This is a genomic window from Haemophilus parainfluenzae (assembly GCF_014931375.1).
Taxonomy (GTDB): domain Bacteria; phylum Pseudomonadota; class Gammaproteobacteria; order Enterobacterales; family Pasteurellaceae; genus Haemophilus_D.
The window spans coordinates 1,107,961-1,125,120 of the sequence record NZ_CP063117.1; the positions used below are offsets into that span (position 1 = coordinate 1,107,961).

21 protein-coding genes are annotated in these 17,160 nt (G+C 39.0%); all 21 read right to left on the reverse strand.

Annotated elements, in window-relative coordinates; all coding sequences use genetic code 11:
* Positions 1 to 2 precede the first annotated feature (2 nt).
* Entirely contained in the window at positions 3 to 1,403 is a 1,401-nt protein-coding gene (locus tag INP95_RS05410; RefSeq protein ID WP_011271847.1) for a TIGR03752 family integrating conjugative element protein, read from the reverse strand.
* 10 nt (positions 1,404 to 1,413) lie between these two features.
* Positions 1,414 to 2,283: a TIGR03749 family integrating conjugative element protein gene (locus INP95_RS05415; RefSeq protein ID WP_011271846.1), complete on the reverse strand. Its 870-nt coding sequence runs from the start codon at positions 2,281 to 2,283 to the stop codon at positions 1,414 to 1,416.
* Complete coding sequence (locus INP95_RS05420; protein WP_011271845.1) at positions 2,283 to 2,927, reverse strand: PFL_4703 family integrating conjugative element protein; 645 nt, start codon at positions 2,925 to 2,927, stop codon at positions 2,283 to 2,285. The genes INP95_RS05415 and INP95_RS05420 overlap by 1 nt, the downstream gene beginning before the upstream one ends.
* An 11-nt stretch (positions 2,928 to 2,938) precedes the next feature.
* Positions 2,939 to 3,310: a TIGR03750 family conjugal transfer protein gene (locus INP95_RS05425; RefSeq protein ID WP_011271844.1), complete on the reverse strand. Its 372-nt coding sequence runs from the start codon at positions 3,308 to 3,310 to the stop codon at positions 2,939 to 2,941.
* Between the two features lie 19 nt (positions 3,311 to 3,329).
* The gene (locus tag INP95_RS05430; RefSeq protein WP_005687585.1) at positions 3,330 to 3,731 is read right to left on the reverse strand and encodes a DUF2976 domain-containing protein; all 402 of its coding nucleotides are present in this window, start codon (positions 3,729 to 3,731) and stop codon (positions 3,330 to 3,332) included.
* 19 nt (positions 3,732 to 3,750) lie between these two features.
* Positions 3,751 to 3,996 (reverse strand): DUF3262 family protein, encoded by a 246-nt coding sequence (locus tag INP95_RS05435; protein ID WP_005687584.1) that lies wholly within the window; start codon positions 3,994 to 3,996, stop codon positions 3,751 to 3,753.
* Positions 3,997 to 3,999: 3 nt separating this feature from the next.
* On the reverse strand, positions 4,000 to 4,320 hold the full coding sequence (locus tag INP95_RS05440) for an integrative conjugative element protein, RAQPRD family (protein ID WP_005687583.1): 321 nt from the start codon (positions 4,318 to 4,320) through the stop codon (positions 4,000 to 4,002).
* A gap of 160 nt (positions 4,321 to 4,480) precedes the next feature.
* Positions 4,481 to 5,167: a TIGR03747 family integrating conjugative element membrane protein gene (locus tag INP95_RS05445; protein WP_005687582.1), complete on the reverse strand. Its 687-nt coding sequence runs from the start codon at positions 5,165 to 5,167 to the stop codon at positions 4,481 to 4,483.
* Positions 5,167 to 5,502 (reverse strand): hypothetical protein, encoded by a 336-nt coding sequence (locus INP95_RS05450; protein WP_005687581.1) that lies wholly within the window; start codon positions 5,500 to 5,502, stop codon positions 5,167 to 5,169. Before INP95_RS05450 ends, INP95_RS05445 begins: the two co-directional genes overlap by 1 nt.
* Positions 5,486 to 7,735, reverse strand: coding sequence for a type IV conjugative transfer system coupling protein TraD (traD, locus tag INP95_RS05455; protein ID WP_011271842.1), 2,250 nt, complete (start codon positions 7,733 to 7,735; stop codon positions 5,486 to 5,488). Before traD ends, INP95_RS05450 begins: the two co-directional genes overlap by 17 nt.
* Entirely contained in the window at positions 7,732 to 8,238 is a 507-nt protein-coding gene (locus INP95_RS05460; RefSeq protein WP_011271841.1) for an integrating conjugative element protein, read from the reverse strand. The genes traD and INP95_RS05460 overlap by 4 nt, the downstream gene beginning before the upstream one ends.
* A 15-nt stretch (positions 8,239 to 8,253) precedes the next feature.
* On the reverse strand, positions 8,254 to 9,012 hold the full coding sequence (locus INP95_RS05465) for a transglycosylase SLT domain-containing protein (RefSeq protein ID WP_011271840.1): 759 nt from the start codon (positions 9,010 to 9,012) through the stop codon (positions 8,254 to 8,256).
* Complete coding sequence (locus INP95_RS05470; protein ID WP_011271839.1) at positions 8,991 to 9,731, reverse strand: TIGR03759 family integrating conjugative element protein; 741 nt, start codon at positions 9,729 to 9,731, stop codon at positions 8,991 to 8,993. The genes INP95_RS05465 and INP95_RS05470 overlap by 22 nt, the downstream gene beginning before the upstream one ends.
* 3 nt (positions 9,732 to 9,734) lie before the next feature.
* A complete protein-coding gene (pilL2, locus tag INP95_RS05475; protein ID WP_011271838.1) occupies positions 9,735 to 10,364 on the reverse strand; it encodes a PFGI-1 class ICE element type IV pilus protein PilL2 in 630 nt (209 codons plus the stop codon).
* 98 nt (positions 10,365 to 10,462) lie between these two features.
* Complete coding sequence (locus tag INP95_RS05480; RefSeq protein WP_020910031.1) at positions 10,463 to 11,194, reverse strand: TraX family protein; 732 nt, start codon at positions 11,192 to 11,194, stop codon at positions 10,463 to 10,465.
* Positions 11,195 to 11,284: 90 nt separating this feature from the next.
* Positions 11,285 to 11,881 carry a hypothetical protein gene (locus INP95_RS05485; protein ID WP_011271836.1) on the reverse strand — a complete coding sequence of 199 codons (597 nt, stop codon included), beginning with the start codon at positions 11,879 to 11,881 and terminating at the stop codon, positions 11,285 to 11,287.
* Between the two features lie 92 nt (positions 11,882 to 11,973).
* Positions 11,974 to 12,444, reverse strand: a complete 471-nt coding sequence (locus INP95_RS05490; protein ID WP_011271835.1) for a RadC family protein — start codon at positions 12,442 to 12,444, stop codon at positions 11,974 to 11,976.
* A gap of 100 nt (positions 12,445 to 12,544) precedes the next feature.
* Positions 12,545 to 12,952: a hypothetical protein gene (locus INP95_RS05495; protein WP_011271834.1), complete on the reverse strand. Its 408-nt coding sequence runs from the start codon at positions 12,950 to 12,952 to the stop codon at positions 12,545 to 12,547.
* 34 nt (positions 12,953 to 12,986) lie between these two features.
* Positions 12,987 to 13,628 (reverse strand): DUF3560 domain-containing protein, encoded by a 642-nt coding sequence (locus INP95_RS05500; protein ID WP_011271833.1) that lies wholly within the window; start codon positions 13,626 to 13,628, stop codon positions 12,987 to 12,989.
* Positions 13,629 to 13,742: 114 nt separating this feature from the next.
* On the reverse strand, positions 13,743 to 14,171 hold the full coding sequence (locus tag INP95_RS05505; protein ID WP_011271832.1) for an STY4534 family ICE replication protein: 429 nt from the start codon (positions 14,169 to 14,171) through the stop codon (positions 13,743 to 13,745).
* A gap of 884 nt (positions 14,172 to 15,055) precedes the next feature.
* Entirely contained in the window at positions 15,056 to 17,101 is a 2,046-nt protein-coding gene (locus INP95_RS05510) for a DNA topoisomerase III (protein WP_014326561.1), read from the reverse strand.
* Positions 17,102 to 17,160 lie beyond the last annotated feature (59 nt).

Consider the following 17,160-nt stretch of genomic DNA (forward strand, 5'->3'; position numbering starts at 1 on the left):
CCTTAATCCAAGTTAGATTGTCTTGAGGCTTGTCCGTATTTCACTTTTCGAGACATGCGGTCATAATCAATATCAATTTGTTTTTCGATGTGTACAGCCACTTCTTTACCCGGTGGAACATATACCGCATCAAACATTTGGCCATAACGCTGACGGAACCAGTCTGCTGTTTCTCTCAAACCGCCACCTAACGCTTGACCAAGAATATACTTACCGTTATTACCCGTTACCGCACCAATTACTGCACCGCCATCAACCACTGTTGTTGATTGAGAAGATGATAAGCCTTGTGCAGCTGCTGAAGCCCCCGTTAAGAAGAAGTTGGTCGTTAGATATTCCGGAGCATTTGTTCTGCGTTCTCCAGGAATGCAAGGCACACCATGTGGATCAGATAACCAGCCAATTTTATCGTCAGAATTGTCTGTTGAAACAATGCGGCCATCGCTAAACACAAAAGTTAAGCTTTTCACATCACCACGAACACAAGATAGCGTCCAGTCACCGCTTGCTGTTCCAGAGACAATTGCGCCTTCAATATCCGGCAGTTCAATGCCATTTGCAATTAAGTTATCTCGACCAATAAGCAATTTAAACGGATAAGGCTCGGTTACCTTATTGTCAATCGGCACACGCCCAACAAGCGCAGTCATAGCAACAGAATTAGTTAAAGTAGAGTTAGCTGCAATTGTGAAAAATGGTGTAGCGGTATTAAATATTGCATTATTACCTGTACTAGATTGCAACCCATCATTAGATTTTCGGATGTCATTCACATTGTTATCGAAGGTTTTGGGAAAACCGATTCCTGCACCATTTACACCAATACCTTGTAGAGCATTCCCTTGTCTGTCTGTAGTTGGCATATCACTAGGGTTCACCCAATTAATTCCCCCTCGAGTTTCAACCTGAGGGCCAGTTGTTGCTCCGTTTATTGGTAGAGGAGCATTGGGATTTGCCTGGGCATTTCCATTCCCTACAACTTGATTACCAGCTTGTACAACCTGATCTTTTAACGCATTAATCTCATTAATTAACGCCCCTGTTTCTGCTTGTACCGCCTGTTGAATTTGATAATCCGTATTGTTTGCTTGATTTTTTAACTGCTCATTCTCTTTTACCAAGCGTTCATTTTGTAAAATCACTTCATCAAATCGCTTATTATGCTCTTTCACTTTACCTATAAGTGTTCTTACCGTATCTTTAGATGTGTCACCCTCAATCCCCATTGCTCGTAATTCTTCCGGTGATAAATCTTTAAAAGAGATATCTAAAGTATCTTCTTTCTTGGTTTCTGCTGTATTTGTTGAACTACTACCGGAGAAAAGAAATCCAGCCATCAGCGTCACGACAAGAGCGGTAATCCCACCAATAACATAGAACGCTTTATTTGCTTTCATTTGCATTGTTCGCTCCTTATTTTGTTTGAGTTGTCACTGTTGTGGTGACTTTTTTCAATTTTTTCGGTTTATATGAATTTGACTGAGGGATAACAGAATGATTAGGTGAACCTTCTGTCACAAGATATAACGTTGTGGTATCTTCAGGTGTATCATGCCCCCCAAGCCAATTATGCTGAAATGTTGCTGCATAGAATCGACCTTGAAGCTCTCGAGGATCTAAATCAATGCGAGATTGCCCCTGGTTTTGCAAGCGAACCGCAGTGACAACATACTCATCAAGTTGCCAGCTGAGTAATGGAGTAGCTCGCACAGGCAATGCAGGTAAGAGCGTTTTAAGCGGTGTAGGAAGGCGATGTGAAACTTGGCGCACACCTTCCAAAGGCTCAACTGAACGTAAAGGCGCATAAAACATTTGTGCGGCATAACGTGTTAATGCAGCTGGAGCGGGGAGTGCCGGACGCGCATTTGGCATTGGTTCGTTATATGCATTTGCATCTTGGCCATAAGCAGTTGTTTGTTTTTCAACTTTATTTTCATAAACAAAGCGAATTGGCTCACTTGCATTGGCAACAGAATGCTTCGCTTGCACATCAAGTAAGATTATTTCTCCAGTTGCAACATCCATAAGCTGCAAGCGTGTTTTTGGGAAATCTGCAGTTGCTTTTAAATAAACCGCACCGCCAGTTGATTGAATGCGAAGCTTGCTATCTAATTCAGGTGGATAACCTACTTTTACATTTTTATCTACGAATAGAATACGTTCTTTTTCGATTTGTAAGTCAATAGGTAACGGTTTGCGCGCCCATTTCATTAACACATCGGCAGATGCCGTCATTGGTGAAAAGATAAAAGCCGCGCTTAGTAACAAAGTGAGTTTTTTCATTATTGGTTATCCCCTTCTCTAAATTCTTTTGCTTCTAAACGTAATGGAATTGAGCTGTAGCAGTTAAATCCCAATCCCCAAGGATTGTTCTGTAAATCTGTTTCCATGCGCACGATATTGACCGGGAAGCGGGTTAAAACACGTTTTACTGGTTCATCTTTGAAATACTCATCTACACTTAAATCAAGATTAACCGTCCAGCTATCTGGACTATGCACAATAACGCTACTGTCTTTAAATCCACGTCCCACAATTTCATAAACACCACGTGCACGTTCACGTAATTCACCGTTAGATAAACGGTCATAGTAGTCTTTCTTCAAAAATTCTTGGCAACTTGGCGTAATAAAGGCTTTATTTCTTTCAATATTTAATTTGTATTCTTCCTCGCCATTCTCCATCCAGCGGTTTAACTGCTGGAAGGTTTGATAAGCAAAGGCATAAACGGTTGATTTTGGCACTTCCCACCAAGGGCGTTGACTTCCCGCACGTAAATCCGGTGGGTTATAAATCATTAATCGACTTGGTGCGGTAAAAATAATGGCACATAGCACCAAACAAATCACAAGCAATGCACCGATAGCAATTCGCCCGGTCATGATTTCGCGATTTTTTTGATGAACAATCCCTTTTAAGTTACTCATAATAAACTCTCTTATTTTTTAACTCGGCGAATAGACCAAGTGCCTTGACGGGAGATAAAGCGATTCCCCCCTAATATTCCATCTAATTTAACCTCAATCATTCGATTCAAGTAGGCTTCCGGCTTACCTCGTTTAAGGCGCGCAATAATCACTTTGCCAATCACCACAGAAAGAATGCAAAACAACATGGCGAGAGACGGAATTAACAACCAAAAATCAAAGCCTAAGGCAAAACAACAAAGGAGGCCAAGCACTGCACCCAAGATAAATCCCATTGCTGCAGCCAACATAAATTCACTTACAGATAACCCGCCATACACACTCGATTCACGATTTAATCGAGTAGGAAGAAAGGGGATTGTTTGTTCTTTATCGCTTGACATCTTGACCTCACAGAGATAATTAAAACAGACCGATAGCCAATTTCACCAACCAGAGGCTGAAGAAAATTAAAATGAAACCAAGAATAAGAGCGATAATAAATGGGCCCCATCCTTTTTTGTCATTTTCGTCAGTCGCTGCGTTATAGGTTTTAATTAATGCCTTAACCACTGTCATGATTGACCATGCTGCAAATAAAATTGCACACAAGGTTGCCAATGATTTAGCAACAAGATAGATGATTTCCATCGGGTCTTTGGTATTGCTATCTACGCCTGGGATTTTAAAATCAGGGATTTTAGAGGCATTGATACCATTACCACCGCCTGTAGCAAACGCATTTTCAACGGATAACCAAAGTAAAGTTACTACCGCAAGAAAACGACTTGAAACATTCTGAAAGAAGGATTTAATCAACTTCATGAGATGTCCTTATGGTTTGTTAAATAAAAAAGCTGACAACACATATAATTAATGCTGCGCCCCATAGAATCAGTTTAAAGAATGACCAAATATCACCGTCGTTCACCATGCCTTTGTAGCCATGATTAGTTGCCCACATATACGCAAGCAGTAATACGACAACCAAAATAATGGCCAGCATGATTTTCAGTTTTAGCGGGTCTAAACCACTTACAGTATAAAAACTGTCTAATGGTGAAACAGAAGGGAAATTAGCGTTACTCATCTGCTATTGACTCCGAAGATTGAGATAATCTTCTTTTAAGTTACGAATAGCTTTAGGATTTCTAGGGATTGCCCGGGAAGGGTTAATATATTGCTTAATCCCTGCCTGTACCGTAGCAATATCTTGATGTGCTGAAGCGTAATCAAAATATTCACGACTTTTCGCAGAAACCTTTGCACTTGCAGCTGCTCGCTGTAATGAGAGTTTTGCTGCATCCAACTGTTTAATTGCTTGCGCTAAATGCTCTTGCTCTGTTGCTTGAGCACTTATAGCGCCAAACAATAACCCTATTGCTAGAGATAAACTGAAAATATTTTTAGTCACGGAGAACTCCTTACTTGAAACAGATTCCAAGCAAAGAGTGCCAAAGAAGAGAGGGAAATTTAATGAGAAACTCTTTTTAAATTCAAAACAGTTTTTAGTGATAAAAAAGGGCGCTTATTCTTGGAAAAATAAGCACCCATAATGACAACATAGAGGAATATTAAAGGTATTTTTTAAAGCTCGCTGCCGTTACACAGATGGATAGTCCAAATAGAAATGCAGCTGGCACCAAAATTATATTCGGGTAAATAGAAATTGGGATAGAAAGATACAATACCCATGCCGACAACATAATCGGGCCAATTAATCGACGTGCATGATGATAAAGAAAACTAGACTCTCTGCCCGCACCAAATTTACGACGGTCACGCATCATTAACCCTTCAGTAAAGCCCGCAAATGCGGCTAACAAAAAGAGTGGGGAAGTAAAAACAATCACTACAAGTCGAATAACAAAGGTGATAAAAACATAAATCACTGACTCAATATACGCTCGCCCATAATGATACACCCACAAACCTACGCCACTATGCTCACGAGGGTTGGCTAACCAATCTTTTACACCTGTTTTCACAAAAAGCCATTCATGTAATGACAAAATAAGACCTTCAGCCAGCTCTTTTGGAGAATGATAGAAAAGACCTCTCGTTAGACTATCAGAAAGCCATCCAAGCTCAGTTAGCATCATTTTTTGACTGTGTAAATGACCTTCTTCAGGCCATAAAAATGCAATACCTAACCATTCAAGAATAATGCTCAAAATCAGGGAACCCAATAAGGCGGCTAATACCGCATTAATGTAGTAAAAAAGACCCTTTTTCTTTTTTTTGACTTGTTGTTCTGCCATTACTGTAATGTTCCCGCTGGAGATAATTTACAGTGAAAGAAAAGATAACCTTTTACTTCACCGTCTAAAAAAATTTGAATTGCCTGGATGCCATTTTCAGATTTTTTTACATCATTAGCCGTCCAAAGTGAGATGCCTTTATTTGCATACTTTTTCGCAAATTCATGTGTGGTATAACGCTGATTATTCCAATCTTCCAAATAAGGTAAAAAGTAATTAAGTAATTCATCAGCGTTTTCCAGCCCACAAGAACAGCTAGTGACTGAATTGAAATCTACGCTCATATCCGGAATATCAAGCAAGTTCATATCCGGCTGATTAATTATCTGTGTCATCAAAATCATCCTCATCTGTATCATCATTCTGATCAATATCTTCATCTTCCATATCTTCAGCAACTGGAGCTTCAACATCCCCGAAAAGCATTTCTTCTCCTGCGTGTGAAGGCGCTCGATTTAATGACATTGACTGAAAAGCGGTTGCTATATCTTGACTTGGCGCATAATCAGAAAATGCAGATTGCCACCAATTTGGAGAAATATGGTAGTTTTTGCGCATATAAGCCGTCAATTCTTGAAGTGATTCCGGCATCACATCATCTTTATCAACCGCAGGTAAAGGCATTCTTAATTTATAAAGCGTACTCCCTTCAAGAAGAGCAAATGCCTGTCCTTTTGGTAAATTTGTAATATGTGCTGGCGATAGCATTGGCACCATTTTTTCAGAAATACGTTCACCAGTATTAGAAGTAAACGCCTTGCCATCATCCGGATTGCTGTTATCTGTCGTACTTGATGTCACCATGCTTTGATAAATTGTGACATCGTTGAGCTGACGCGTTAAAAACTCTGCAGTGGCCGGCTCTTTTACCCGGAACATTAAAAGTGTATTGAAGTTACCTGTTGTTTGTCCCGTTTTTGCCTTACTTCCAATACGAGCTTCAATATCTGAAAGTGTTTGAGTATAGGCTGTTACCTGCATTCCCGCACCACGACCTTTATTGATCAGCGGGATAAATTCATCCCCCATCAATTCATTGAACTCATCGCAATGAAGGTTGATTTTAGGCGGTTTGCTTTTAGTTTTAAATGCATCTGGCAACCCCTCATCTACGCCAAATTTATAAATATGACCAGCCATTGATACCAAATCAGCAAACATACTATTACCCACAGCTGCAGCTACGGTCGCATCGGATAATGCATCTAATCCAACGTAAACAATCCCTCTTTTACGAATAATAGATTCCCAATCAAAGATAGGGCGCTCATCATGAATATCAGTGTAATCAGGCGAGAGAAGCTCTGCAGTTTTACCTGTAGTGAGTTTTTCAAGTAACGGTAAAAGCGATGCCACAATTTTATCAAAATAGGTTTTATCGTAACGTACCGCACTTGATAACCCTTCAAGTACCGGGTCAAAAATCTTATTCTCTAAAATATATTGGTTAATAACAGCAATCAGCGGTCTATCTTTCATCGAGAACGGTAAATTTTTTACATCTAAGTTAGCCGCAACCGAAGCCAACGTTGGCCATATTTTCTTATCTACGGCATCAAAATGAAGTTTGGCGTAATCTAAGAAAAGTGCATCAATATTTTGCACAAAACGCGAGATTTGCACATAGTCCGGGCGTTTTCCCATTTCAACCAATGCACGGGAGACAATATTCACAAAACGCCACGCAAACTCTTTAAATGCTGCACTATTTCCCGCACCACTTAATTGCCCAGAAATACGTCCTGCCACTTCAGAAATTCGACCGAAGCGACCAACTGGGTTATATCGAGCAGAAATTTCCGGATGCCCTAAATGGAATACATAAAATTCATTTTCACGCCCCGCACGTTTTGCTTCTGCATACATTCGTTTTAACATATCCGGGTCGCCTTTCGGATCAAAAAAGACAACCACTTCACGCTCTTCAGGTGTTTTACCTCGATGTATATCTTGTGTAACAAGCACTTCAGCAAAACGCGTTTTCCCTACGCCAGTTGTACCAAATACTAAGGTATGACCGCCACGGTCGCCTAACGGAAGCATAATATCGCGTTCATTCGGCTCCACACCATGCATCACTGGAATGCCGCCAACTGGCGGTAGCGGTCTGACTGGATTTAATGGAGAGTCCATTGAAGTGAGTCTAGATAACCAATTATCATGCACTTTTTCATAATCACGAGCGGCTTTAAACCACTTCCCATTTTTCCAATAAATTTGCCCATTTGCAGAGAAACAGTCATAAAGACGTTGCGTATGCTTTGGTTCCCATTCAAAGCCTCGTCCTAAGAACAAGGCTTTTTTACTTACTGGAATTTGACGACTGGTCAAAGCATAGTGAGGGAGTCTGCGTAAATTTCGGTGATAGCGTACAATTTCCATGCCTTGACGAAAACGCATAACCCCCATACCTGCGAAAGCGGCCCCTAATCCATATCCAATAAGAGGATTTAATGCGAGCGACCAAGGCGCACCGCAACAAACCAAAGCACAAGTACCATGGACGGCAGCTGGAAAAAATTCAACAGGCGGTCTAAGTAAACCTTCTAATACATGTTTTTGACTCATTGCGACAATCCTTCTGAAGTCAATAAAGCAGGGTAGTGAGCAAGATTTAATCTTGAAGCTAAGTCATCCCCTGGCGTTGGCATTAAGGTTAAATCCGGTGCTAATTGGCGTAACTCGCTTAATTCGTTTGTTGTTTTAACGCTTACTACAAGTCCCATTGCACCAATTTTTTTAAGGTAATTATAATTAGCGTGTAGCCAATTTTTAGATAAGTTATCTGTTCCAATAAGAAAAATAGGCAACATTCCAGGAAGATTCATTCTGACTGGTTGTATTTGGCCCGGTGTCATTCTATGTGAGATAACAGGTAAAATATCCGCTTCGGTCAATGTTGAAGGAACGCTATTAGGGTAGGCTTGAACCATTGATTCATCCGGTTGTAATGCTTCATAAAAACGGACTGCACTTTCTCCGCCAAAATCACCAATAACTTTTAATTCAGCTTGCGCCTGAACTACTGCTCCTAAGCAGACCAAAGAGAGGAAAAAGGATTTATACTGCATAATTCTGTTCTCGTATTAATTGGTTGGATTTTGCCAACGAATAGCTTGTTGATTTGTTTGATTTGACGCTGGCTCAACCCAACGCATAGCGGTTTCTGTTGGAGAAACCCAATGTAAATTGGCTGGTAATGGTTTATTCTCAATTTGATAACGTGGTGATACTGAAGGGCGCTGGAAGTTAGCTATTTGTTTACTGACATTAAAACGCTCACTTTGATAAACAAGAAAGCCTTGTACCGACATTCCTTTTTTCATCCCGTTACGCTTCATATTTAGAATATCTTCACGTGTTGCTCTACCTTGTAGCGCTCGATGTAAACCATCTATACCGATATTATGAGCAAGATATAAATTTTCATGGGATGGTTTTATGCCTCGCTCAAAAAACTGATTAATATGCCATCTAGCTAAAAGTGCGGTTGCTAGAGTGTTAAGTTGATTGTTTTTTCTAGGGTCGAAAGGTGTATCACGATTGTAACGAGTGATTTGAGTCATACCTAAGGCTCGCCCCTCATCAGTTGTTGCAAGCCAATTCCAGGTGCCCCGGGTAAATTGCCCCACACCGGTTGCCCCGGTTGGGGAAACATTTCCATACCACCCATCTTCAATTTTTACTAACCCACGTAGCATCGCTTCATCGACCTGGTAGCGATTAGATGCATCTTTAATATAGCCATCAATATCAGTTCCAAAGCCATTAAATGCAACGGAGTGAGTCGCAACGCCAAGACCGATTAAGCTAAATACGATTTTTAATAGACGATTTGTTGCCATTGCCCATCCTGTTGAATTTGGAATGCAGCAGGCATTTTGCCATCTGCATACTGTAACCAGGCTCCATTATCATGATTAAGGGTAATTAATTTTCTATTCACTTTATTTGGGTCGATGTTATGTTTTTTCGCCCAATTATAGATTTGCTCATTATTATTCACGCCAACAAAATAAATATCTATAGGCGTTTTATCATTCACATATTGCAGTACACGATCAGCATTCGCTTCACATTTGTCACAATTTTCTAGGCGAGTAAAATAAATCACCCGTCCAAACCGCTCTGAAATATGAGGTTCAACCTTAAATGGTTGCTCATTTGGATACATTTCAGCAAATACGCGATCATAAGTGCGTTGGAACTGCAGCTCTCTCTCCATGCGGTCGTGCATTTTTTTTGCCAGTAGTCGAGCATAACGCTCTCTTTCCTGCTCATTTCGAGACTCCACACCAAGCGAGGTTAAAGGGTCAAGACCTGGCGACCATATACCACGAGCACCTTGATTAAGCTCTTGGTAGCGTTGCCATTCTTGCTCAGTTAAACCCCACTCTTGAGACTTAGCTAATAACTCTTGTTGATTTAATTTATTTGTCACCAAGTTTTGTTGATTGAGGGATTGAGTAGCAAGTGTATTAGCCGCAGTGACTTCAGCAAATACAGCAGTAGAAAACATCCCTAATATCATCGCCACATAGGATATTTTTTTGACATGATTCATTGCTTATTCCTCGATGATTTCTGTTGTAGTTGTTGTCGTTGTTGTGGTTTCTACTTTCGGCTTTTCCCCTGTAGCACGTTCCGGTACAGCTGGGCGTAATTTAAAACAAACGGTACGAGAAACGTCATTGATAGTAATTTCATAAGCCGGCCCTGCTAACATTTGAAGGGCATCACGTAAAGCCATCGGGCCAAATTGATAATGTACTTTTGGTAATGGACGGGAATAAAGCGTAGAAAGTGTTGGTTCATTCTGACCAAAACCATGACAAAGTGAAAGGCCTGTATCTTTTAACGTCGTGCGTAATCCCTGCTCAACGGTTGCCGTTAAGGCTCGTTTCTTTTTACCTAACATGTTGACAGTGACACTTTGGTCTAGAAGGTATTTTTGACCTTCTTCTGGAGAGAAATTAATTAAAGTGTATCGACCTTCACGTAACACTTCTGTACGTTCAGGCTGATAGTCTGTGTAAATATCCGGACGAACAATTCGATCTTCCGGTTGTAAAACTTGATGCTGACCTTGTTGAATATTTGGATTTTCTAGTGCTTGTTGCTCATCGGCTGTTTGTTGTTTATGTGCACAACCTGAAAGCACAACCAATGCAAAAGTGGTTAATAGAAATTTTTTCATGATGAGGCTCCAATTAAGGTATTTAAATAATGCCTTAATATGGATAACTCTCACCTGAATTTGAATAATTTATTCTTCTTGAAGTAAAGATAGAAAAATTAGCTGAGAAAAATATATTTAATGCCAATAATAATTGTTAAGTGCACCGGGTAAAAAAGATAAAAGAAAAGCTTAGGCATTCGAGAGATTGAGATATTACATTGACGAAGGCCTTTAGGGTGAAGAATAAATATCATTGTACCGACCACAACAGTAACAACACTGATTGTTTCAACAATAGTTTCCCCGAAATTATCAATAAAACTGTGATTGACGAAAAGTGCGAGCAATACACAGGTTAGCATCGTAATAAGACGAAATTGAGTATCTTTTGTTTGCAAGAATAGGTAACAACCAATGCAATATAAAAGCCCAGGTAAACCATAATCAGAGAGTGCGGAAAGAATAATAAAAAAGCCCAATCCAAAAAACATGACCCAGCTATTTAAGTCTTGACGGTTTTTATATACCCATATTACCCCGATTACAGACAAAAACTGAAATAGGACATTTAAACGGTCATAATTAGGCTCGAAAAGCGTAAAACTGATTTCAGATAAAAATGCGGTTGCTATCATCCAAGTGAAATAACTTTTAAAGTTTACTTTATCTCGAGATAAATTAAGCGCGATGATAAATCCAAACGCCACGTAGGAAAATCGACCTATCACCCGACACCAGGATAGGGCTGGGTAAGCATTTGAAAAAGCCACACCAATGTGATCGATAATCATCGTGATAAGAGCTAACCATTTTAGGCATTCAGTTTGTGAAGAAGTTAAATAAGGCATCGTTATACTGTTAAAAAGAGTTTTATTTATCATATCCTAAAAAGGAAAAGCCTATCTACATAAAGTAGATAGGCTTTCAAGGTAAATAGATTAATATTCATATCCGAGCATAATCGTTGTAGAACTACGATCTGCTTCAGTGATGACAAAAACACTTTCGCCATCAATAAAATGCTGGCTCACAATGCGTTTATCCTTCTCTACGGCATGATCGTTTTCAATCCAATCTTCAACGCAGGTAGCACCCCAATCATAACCTAATTGTTTTTCAATTAAGCGATGAATGGTTGGCATTCCCAATAACTGTTTAGCGCAGATAGTACACGAAACATCCCCTAACTTAAGTGGTGTTCTTTTTGATTGATATATATCCCAATCAAAGTGTCCTCTTTGCTCATCTTCACTTTCATCAGAAAAAGAAATCTTAGTTGTTCGATTCCCGTCATCATCTACTGAAGTAGAGAGTTGAATGGTGTCTTTACCATTATCTGCTTGATAGAAATTCATAACAATTTCTGAAAGCGGATGTGGCGGTTTTTCAATCCAATCTTTATTCCCCAGCATGATAATGCAGCCATTTTGATGCCACGAGATGACCTCATTGATCTTTTCGGTAGTTAATTCCGCTAAGATACGACGAGAGACGAAGATTTTTCCAAGTTCTAAAATACGATTTTCCTTACACATAAGTGTTTCTCCTAAATTTTTAAAATGTAAAAAGTAAAGGGGATAACACTGCCATTGAGGGTGTTATCCCCCAATGGGTGAAAGGTTGTTAGCTAAATAAGATGATTATCAGTAAAGCAAAAAGATGCTGAACCAGAAACGATAAAGTGATCAAGTAATTTAATATCCATTAATTCACAAGCTTCCTTTAATCTCTTGGTTATATATTTATCAGCATCACTAGGCTCAACATTTCCAGTTGGATGATTGTGCCCAATGATAATTGCTGATGCATTTAGCTTTAATGCTTGTCGAATAATCTCCCGAATTGACACAGAAGTTTCTGAAACAGATCCTTGAAACATCACCTCAGATTTAATCAATCTGTGGATTCTATCCAAGAAAAGTACCACGAAATTTTCTCTTTCCTCATTACCTATAATGGTTTGAAAATAGAGTTTAGCTATTGATGGCTCAGTAAATTCCTGTGCACCTTGGTAAAAGGGCTTTTCTTCCATCACTTTAGTTAAAATAACCTGTGCCTGTTCTAAAATAGCTTGTTGTTGCTCGTTTAATTTAAACATTCGATATTCCTTCTAAAATAGGGAATATCGCCCATAAGGGATATATCCCCTATGGGTAAGGTGCGAAAAGAATGCTTATCGCACATTAAAGTTAATGTTATTAATCAGAAGTTTTTAAACTGTCGATAATCTGTTTAATTTTTGCTGCAAATTCTAAATCGTGCTCAGATTCATCATCTATACAATATTCCAAATAATTACTCATATCAGCAATTAGTGCTTCTTTTGTTGGCGAAGGTTGGAACATAATTGATCCATCCCCATTATTACTAGCATTTTCCAATGCCAATTCAACAAGTAAAGCTTCTGCTTCTTGAGGTGTATATTGGTACTCAGAAGTTGCTACACATTTGCCAGAGTACCATGCATAAACTAGCTTGGTTTGAGGATCATAGAAATGATTTGGCTCAATCCCTTTAGGGGTAGTTGCCTTTCCTAGAAACTCACTTATAAACTCTTGCGTTGTTAAAGTAATTAGCTCTAATCCACTATTTACATAGTAAAACATATATTTCTCCAATTTATGTTTTCAAAAGTTAAATTTACGCCCAAAGTAATTCGGCTAATTTTACTTTTTTCTCAAGCTCATTGACTGCTTTTTTAGCATAAGTGAGAGAAAAAGCATGTGTTCGCAATTCAGGTTTATCTTTAAGCTCTTGGTGTTTTTCTTTGGCTTTTTCCAATTCAAACTTGAAGAACTCAAGACTTTCCGGCATGGATAAATCAATTTTCCCTGCCATCTGTTCCCAATAAGCGATTTTACCGTCATAACTTTCTGCTTTACGCATTTCTTCAATAGACTTATCCATGCGTCTTGCATTACGTTCAATCAAGGCTCTATGGCGTTTTTCGCTATGATGACCAATTTTAATTGGTTCTCCCAAGCTAAGAAATTCACGGCCTTCATTAGCAGCTTCACAATATTGTTCACTGCGTTTTAATGCATTATTAGCTGCGTTTTGATAACGCTCAGCTTTTTGTTCTGCACGAACTTGACTATTCACTCCATCACACCGGGTGAAGGAATAAAAATACGCATCCTCAGAGGTTTTTACGAGATTATGAATCTCCACTTCAGTCTCTTTACCGTATTTACTGGTTAAGATGATAACGTCACCTTTTTGGTGAGCATCCGGACATTTAGCAACAAAAACATTAGGGCAAAATTTAGCGTAAGTATTCATAGGTTTCTCCTCAAATAGAAATAAAAAAGGAGAAACCACCCATAAGGGGAGTTTCCCCTTCAGGGTAAAGAAAAAGCCAACAAATTTTGTTGTTGGCTTTCATCAGTTTATAGGTTAGTCATTCCCTTGCTCATCTTGGCGTTTTGCTTGATATTTCAACTCACCATCAACTTTAATAAAGTTAATACGATAGAGTCGTCCTTTAATCGACACGCCAGTATCACCTTTTTTGTGATATTCGCTATCTTTTGAATAAGTGAATGTGTCATACCACAAATCACTCATTACAAAGGAAACCAAGACTTTTTTCTTAGCTTCAACAGCTTCTTGACAGCGTTTGATTAAATTTACAGTTTCTTCACCGGATACGTTCATATCAAAAAAACGATATTCCGGAGAATCGGAAGAACCTGTAAGAGCAGCAATTCGACAAGCCCAAAATGCATCTCCTTTTTTCGGCTTGATTTCGCGAATATCGCTTAAATAACCAATGCCAGAAGTATGAAGATTGAAATATTTTGGTTGTGCGTTTTGAGTAGACATAATGTTTCTCCTAAGTAGTAAAAAAGCGGAGAAACATCCTTACCCAACACGGGAAAAATGTTTCCCGCCAAGGGTTAAATTGTGATTAAACTAGAATAAGTAATCTTATTTTAGGTTAAGGGTAGTTTAAGGTGGCACACCTACGAATTATTCGTAGATTCTCCTTTCAGTGTGCTGGAAAAAATTTTGGCTATGATTCTACTTGCGCTAAGGCAAGGCGTTGCTTCTCAAGAATCGTGCAACTTCTTAAAGGCTGTTTTCACAGCACCTTAAAAACTGTTGTTATTAAAATCTAAAGCAAACCTTAAATGTATAAAAAATTAAAAATTCTATTTGGAGATATTTTAGTCAAAAGAAAAGGTCACCCAGTTTCCTGAATGACCTTATAGTTTTGACTATAGATTGATTAAATAAAAATTAAGTAGGCCAAACTAATTTGATTCATAAAAATACTGATACGTTCGTTACCATATACGGATTTTTACGGCTCGCCTTATCCGATTACTTTGTGGCCATCAATCGGTTATATCTGTGGCATCAAATTGACACAAAGGGCACCCATTGTTTCACCGGTGGGCTCCGGTAAGGAAAAAGTAGCAAGCCATTGCGAATTTTCAAAATGCACTTTGCAATACACTTTAAAAATCCGCAATGGCCAGCGATTTGAAAAGTCGAGAGTAAATTGGGGCGTTACTCCATCATTACTCTGATTAACTAGGTGGCACACCTCACAAGGAGCGTTAATCAATGTGAGAAATTCCTTTCAGCGTGCTGGAATCATTTTTGGCTAGTGTGAATTGATAACCGACAATTCACGAACGGTCTTACGAAGGCTTTAGTATAGCACTATTTTTGAGGGCTCGCCATTCACAGGCGCTTAAATCCTAGTTCAATAAGCTTCGTAAAGATGAAATTTGCTCACTCACACTTTTACTCGACTTTTTCTTTAAATTTTTTGTACTTTTAGTATTCTTCTTGCTATCAATATTTTCAATATGTTGGCAATTTGGATAAGCAGAACACCCAAAAAAAGCCCCATTTTTACCATTTCTTTTAATCATTGGTGCACCGCACTTAGGGCATTTACGAATTTCAATATTCCCCAAACTCATTCCCTTTTTAAGGCAATCAGCCATCAAATGCCGCACAAAGACTTCTTGTTTTTGCATAAACACTTCTAGCGAAAGCGTTCTTTCAGCAATTTGATTGAGCGCTTGCTCCCAAAGTGCGGTTAAACCCGGATCTTTTAACATCTGAGGTAAATTATCAATTAGCGTCATTGCTTCATCTGTCGCTAATAGTGATTTACCTTTCTTTTTCAAGAAACCTTTATCAATCAAACCTTGAATCGTTCCCGCCCGAGTAGCTTCTGTTCCAAGCCCTTCAGTTTCTCGTAAGCGTTGTTTTAAACGCTCATCAGTTACAAAGCGAGCTGCATTTTTCATTGCGGTGAGCAATGTACCTTCCGTGAAGTGATTAGGTGGTGATGTTTGTAAGGTTTTTATTTCTGAATCAGAAATCTGACAGATTTGTCCTTGCTTTAACGTCGGCAAGGCTTGAGGTGCGTCATCATCTTCATCAAGTGATTTGCCAAATAGAATTTTCCAACCTGGAGCAATAAGCACATTCCCACGTGCACTTAATATATGTTGACCGCACTTCAAAATAATTTGTGTCTTATCTGTTTCAGAAACAGGTAAGAATTGAGCTAAATAACGACGACGTATGAGATCATAGAGCTTTAATTCTTCATCAGACATTTTGCTAATATCAGCTTTAATCATAGTCGGAATAATGCCATGGTGAGCAGTAATTTTTTTATCATTCCAAACTCGTGATTTTTGATTAAGGTTTAACATACCTGCAAGGGGGTGTAATCGATTATCGGATTGCAACAAACATTGGATAATTTGAGGCGCTTCTGCAAACTGAGACTCCGGTAAATAACCACAATCTGTTCTAGGATAGGTTGTCGCTTTGTGAGTCTCATAAAGTGATTGAGCTATATCCAATACTCTTTGCGCACCCAGTCCATAAAGGCGGTTAGCTTCTGATTGTAAGTCACTTAATGCAAAGCAAAGTGGGGCATTTTGTCTTTCACGTTTAGTTTCAACTGATTCCACTTTCGCTTGGCCAAATTGGCGAATTTGCTGATTTGCTGCTTGTATAACTTGGGCAGACAAACAAAGTCCATCAGGATCACAATATTGCTCCGGAATAACATATTGCGTAGCAAAATGCTGATTTCCATCAGAAAGCATTACTTGCAAAGCAAAATGTTGCTTAGGAATGAAGTTTTTTATCTCACGGTCACGATTAACAACCAAGCTTAATGTTGGAGTTTGTACCCGACCAACACTTAAAGGTTTCCCTTGATACCCTTGTTGTTGCGCTAATAAGGTATAGAGACGAGAGAAATTCATACCAATAAGCCAATCAGCTCGACTACGTGCAAGTCCCGCATAGTAAAGAGGTAGTGTCTCCTCATTATTTTTAAGTGCGCCCAAGGCTTTGCGAATACTGGTATCATCTAGTGCAGACAACCAAAGGCGTTTTATTTGCCCTCGAAATCCTGCCAAATCCAGCAATTCTCTTGCTATAGTTTCGCCCTCTCTATCAATATCGGTTGCAATGACAACAAGTTTAGCTTGTTTGATAAGTTTCATGACGACATTGAACTGTTTTTTTGTTTCTTTTTTAGGTGAAAGCCCCCATTTACCCGGGATAATTGGCAAGGTCTCAAATGCCCACTTTTTAAAGGCAGGATCATATTCTTCAGGATTAAATTGCTCTACTAGATGACCAATTCCCCAGGTAACTGTAAGCTGACCGTCAGGTGTTGATAAACAACCCTCACCACGCTTTGTCGCACCTAATACTTTTGCAATATCATTGCCTTGTGATGGTTTTTCACATAAAAATAATTTCATGATGTTTTCTCTCATTGATATTTGAGAGATATTTTCGATGTAATAAGATAAACCACAAT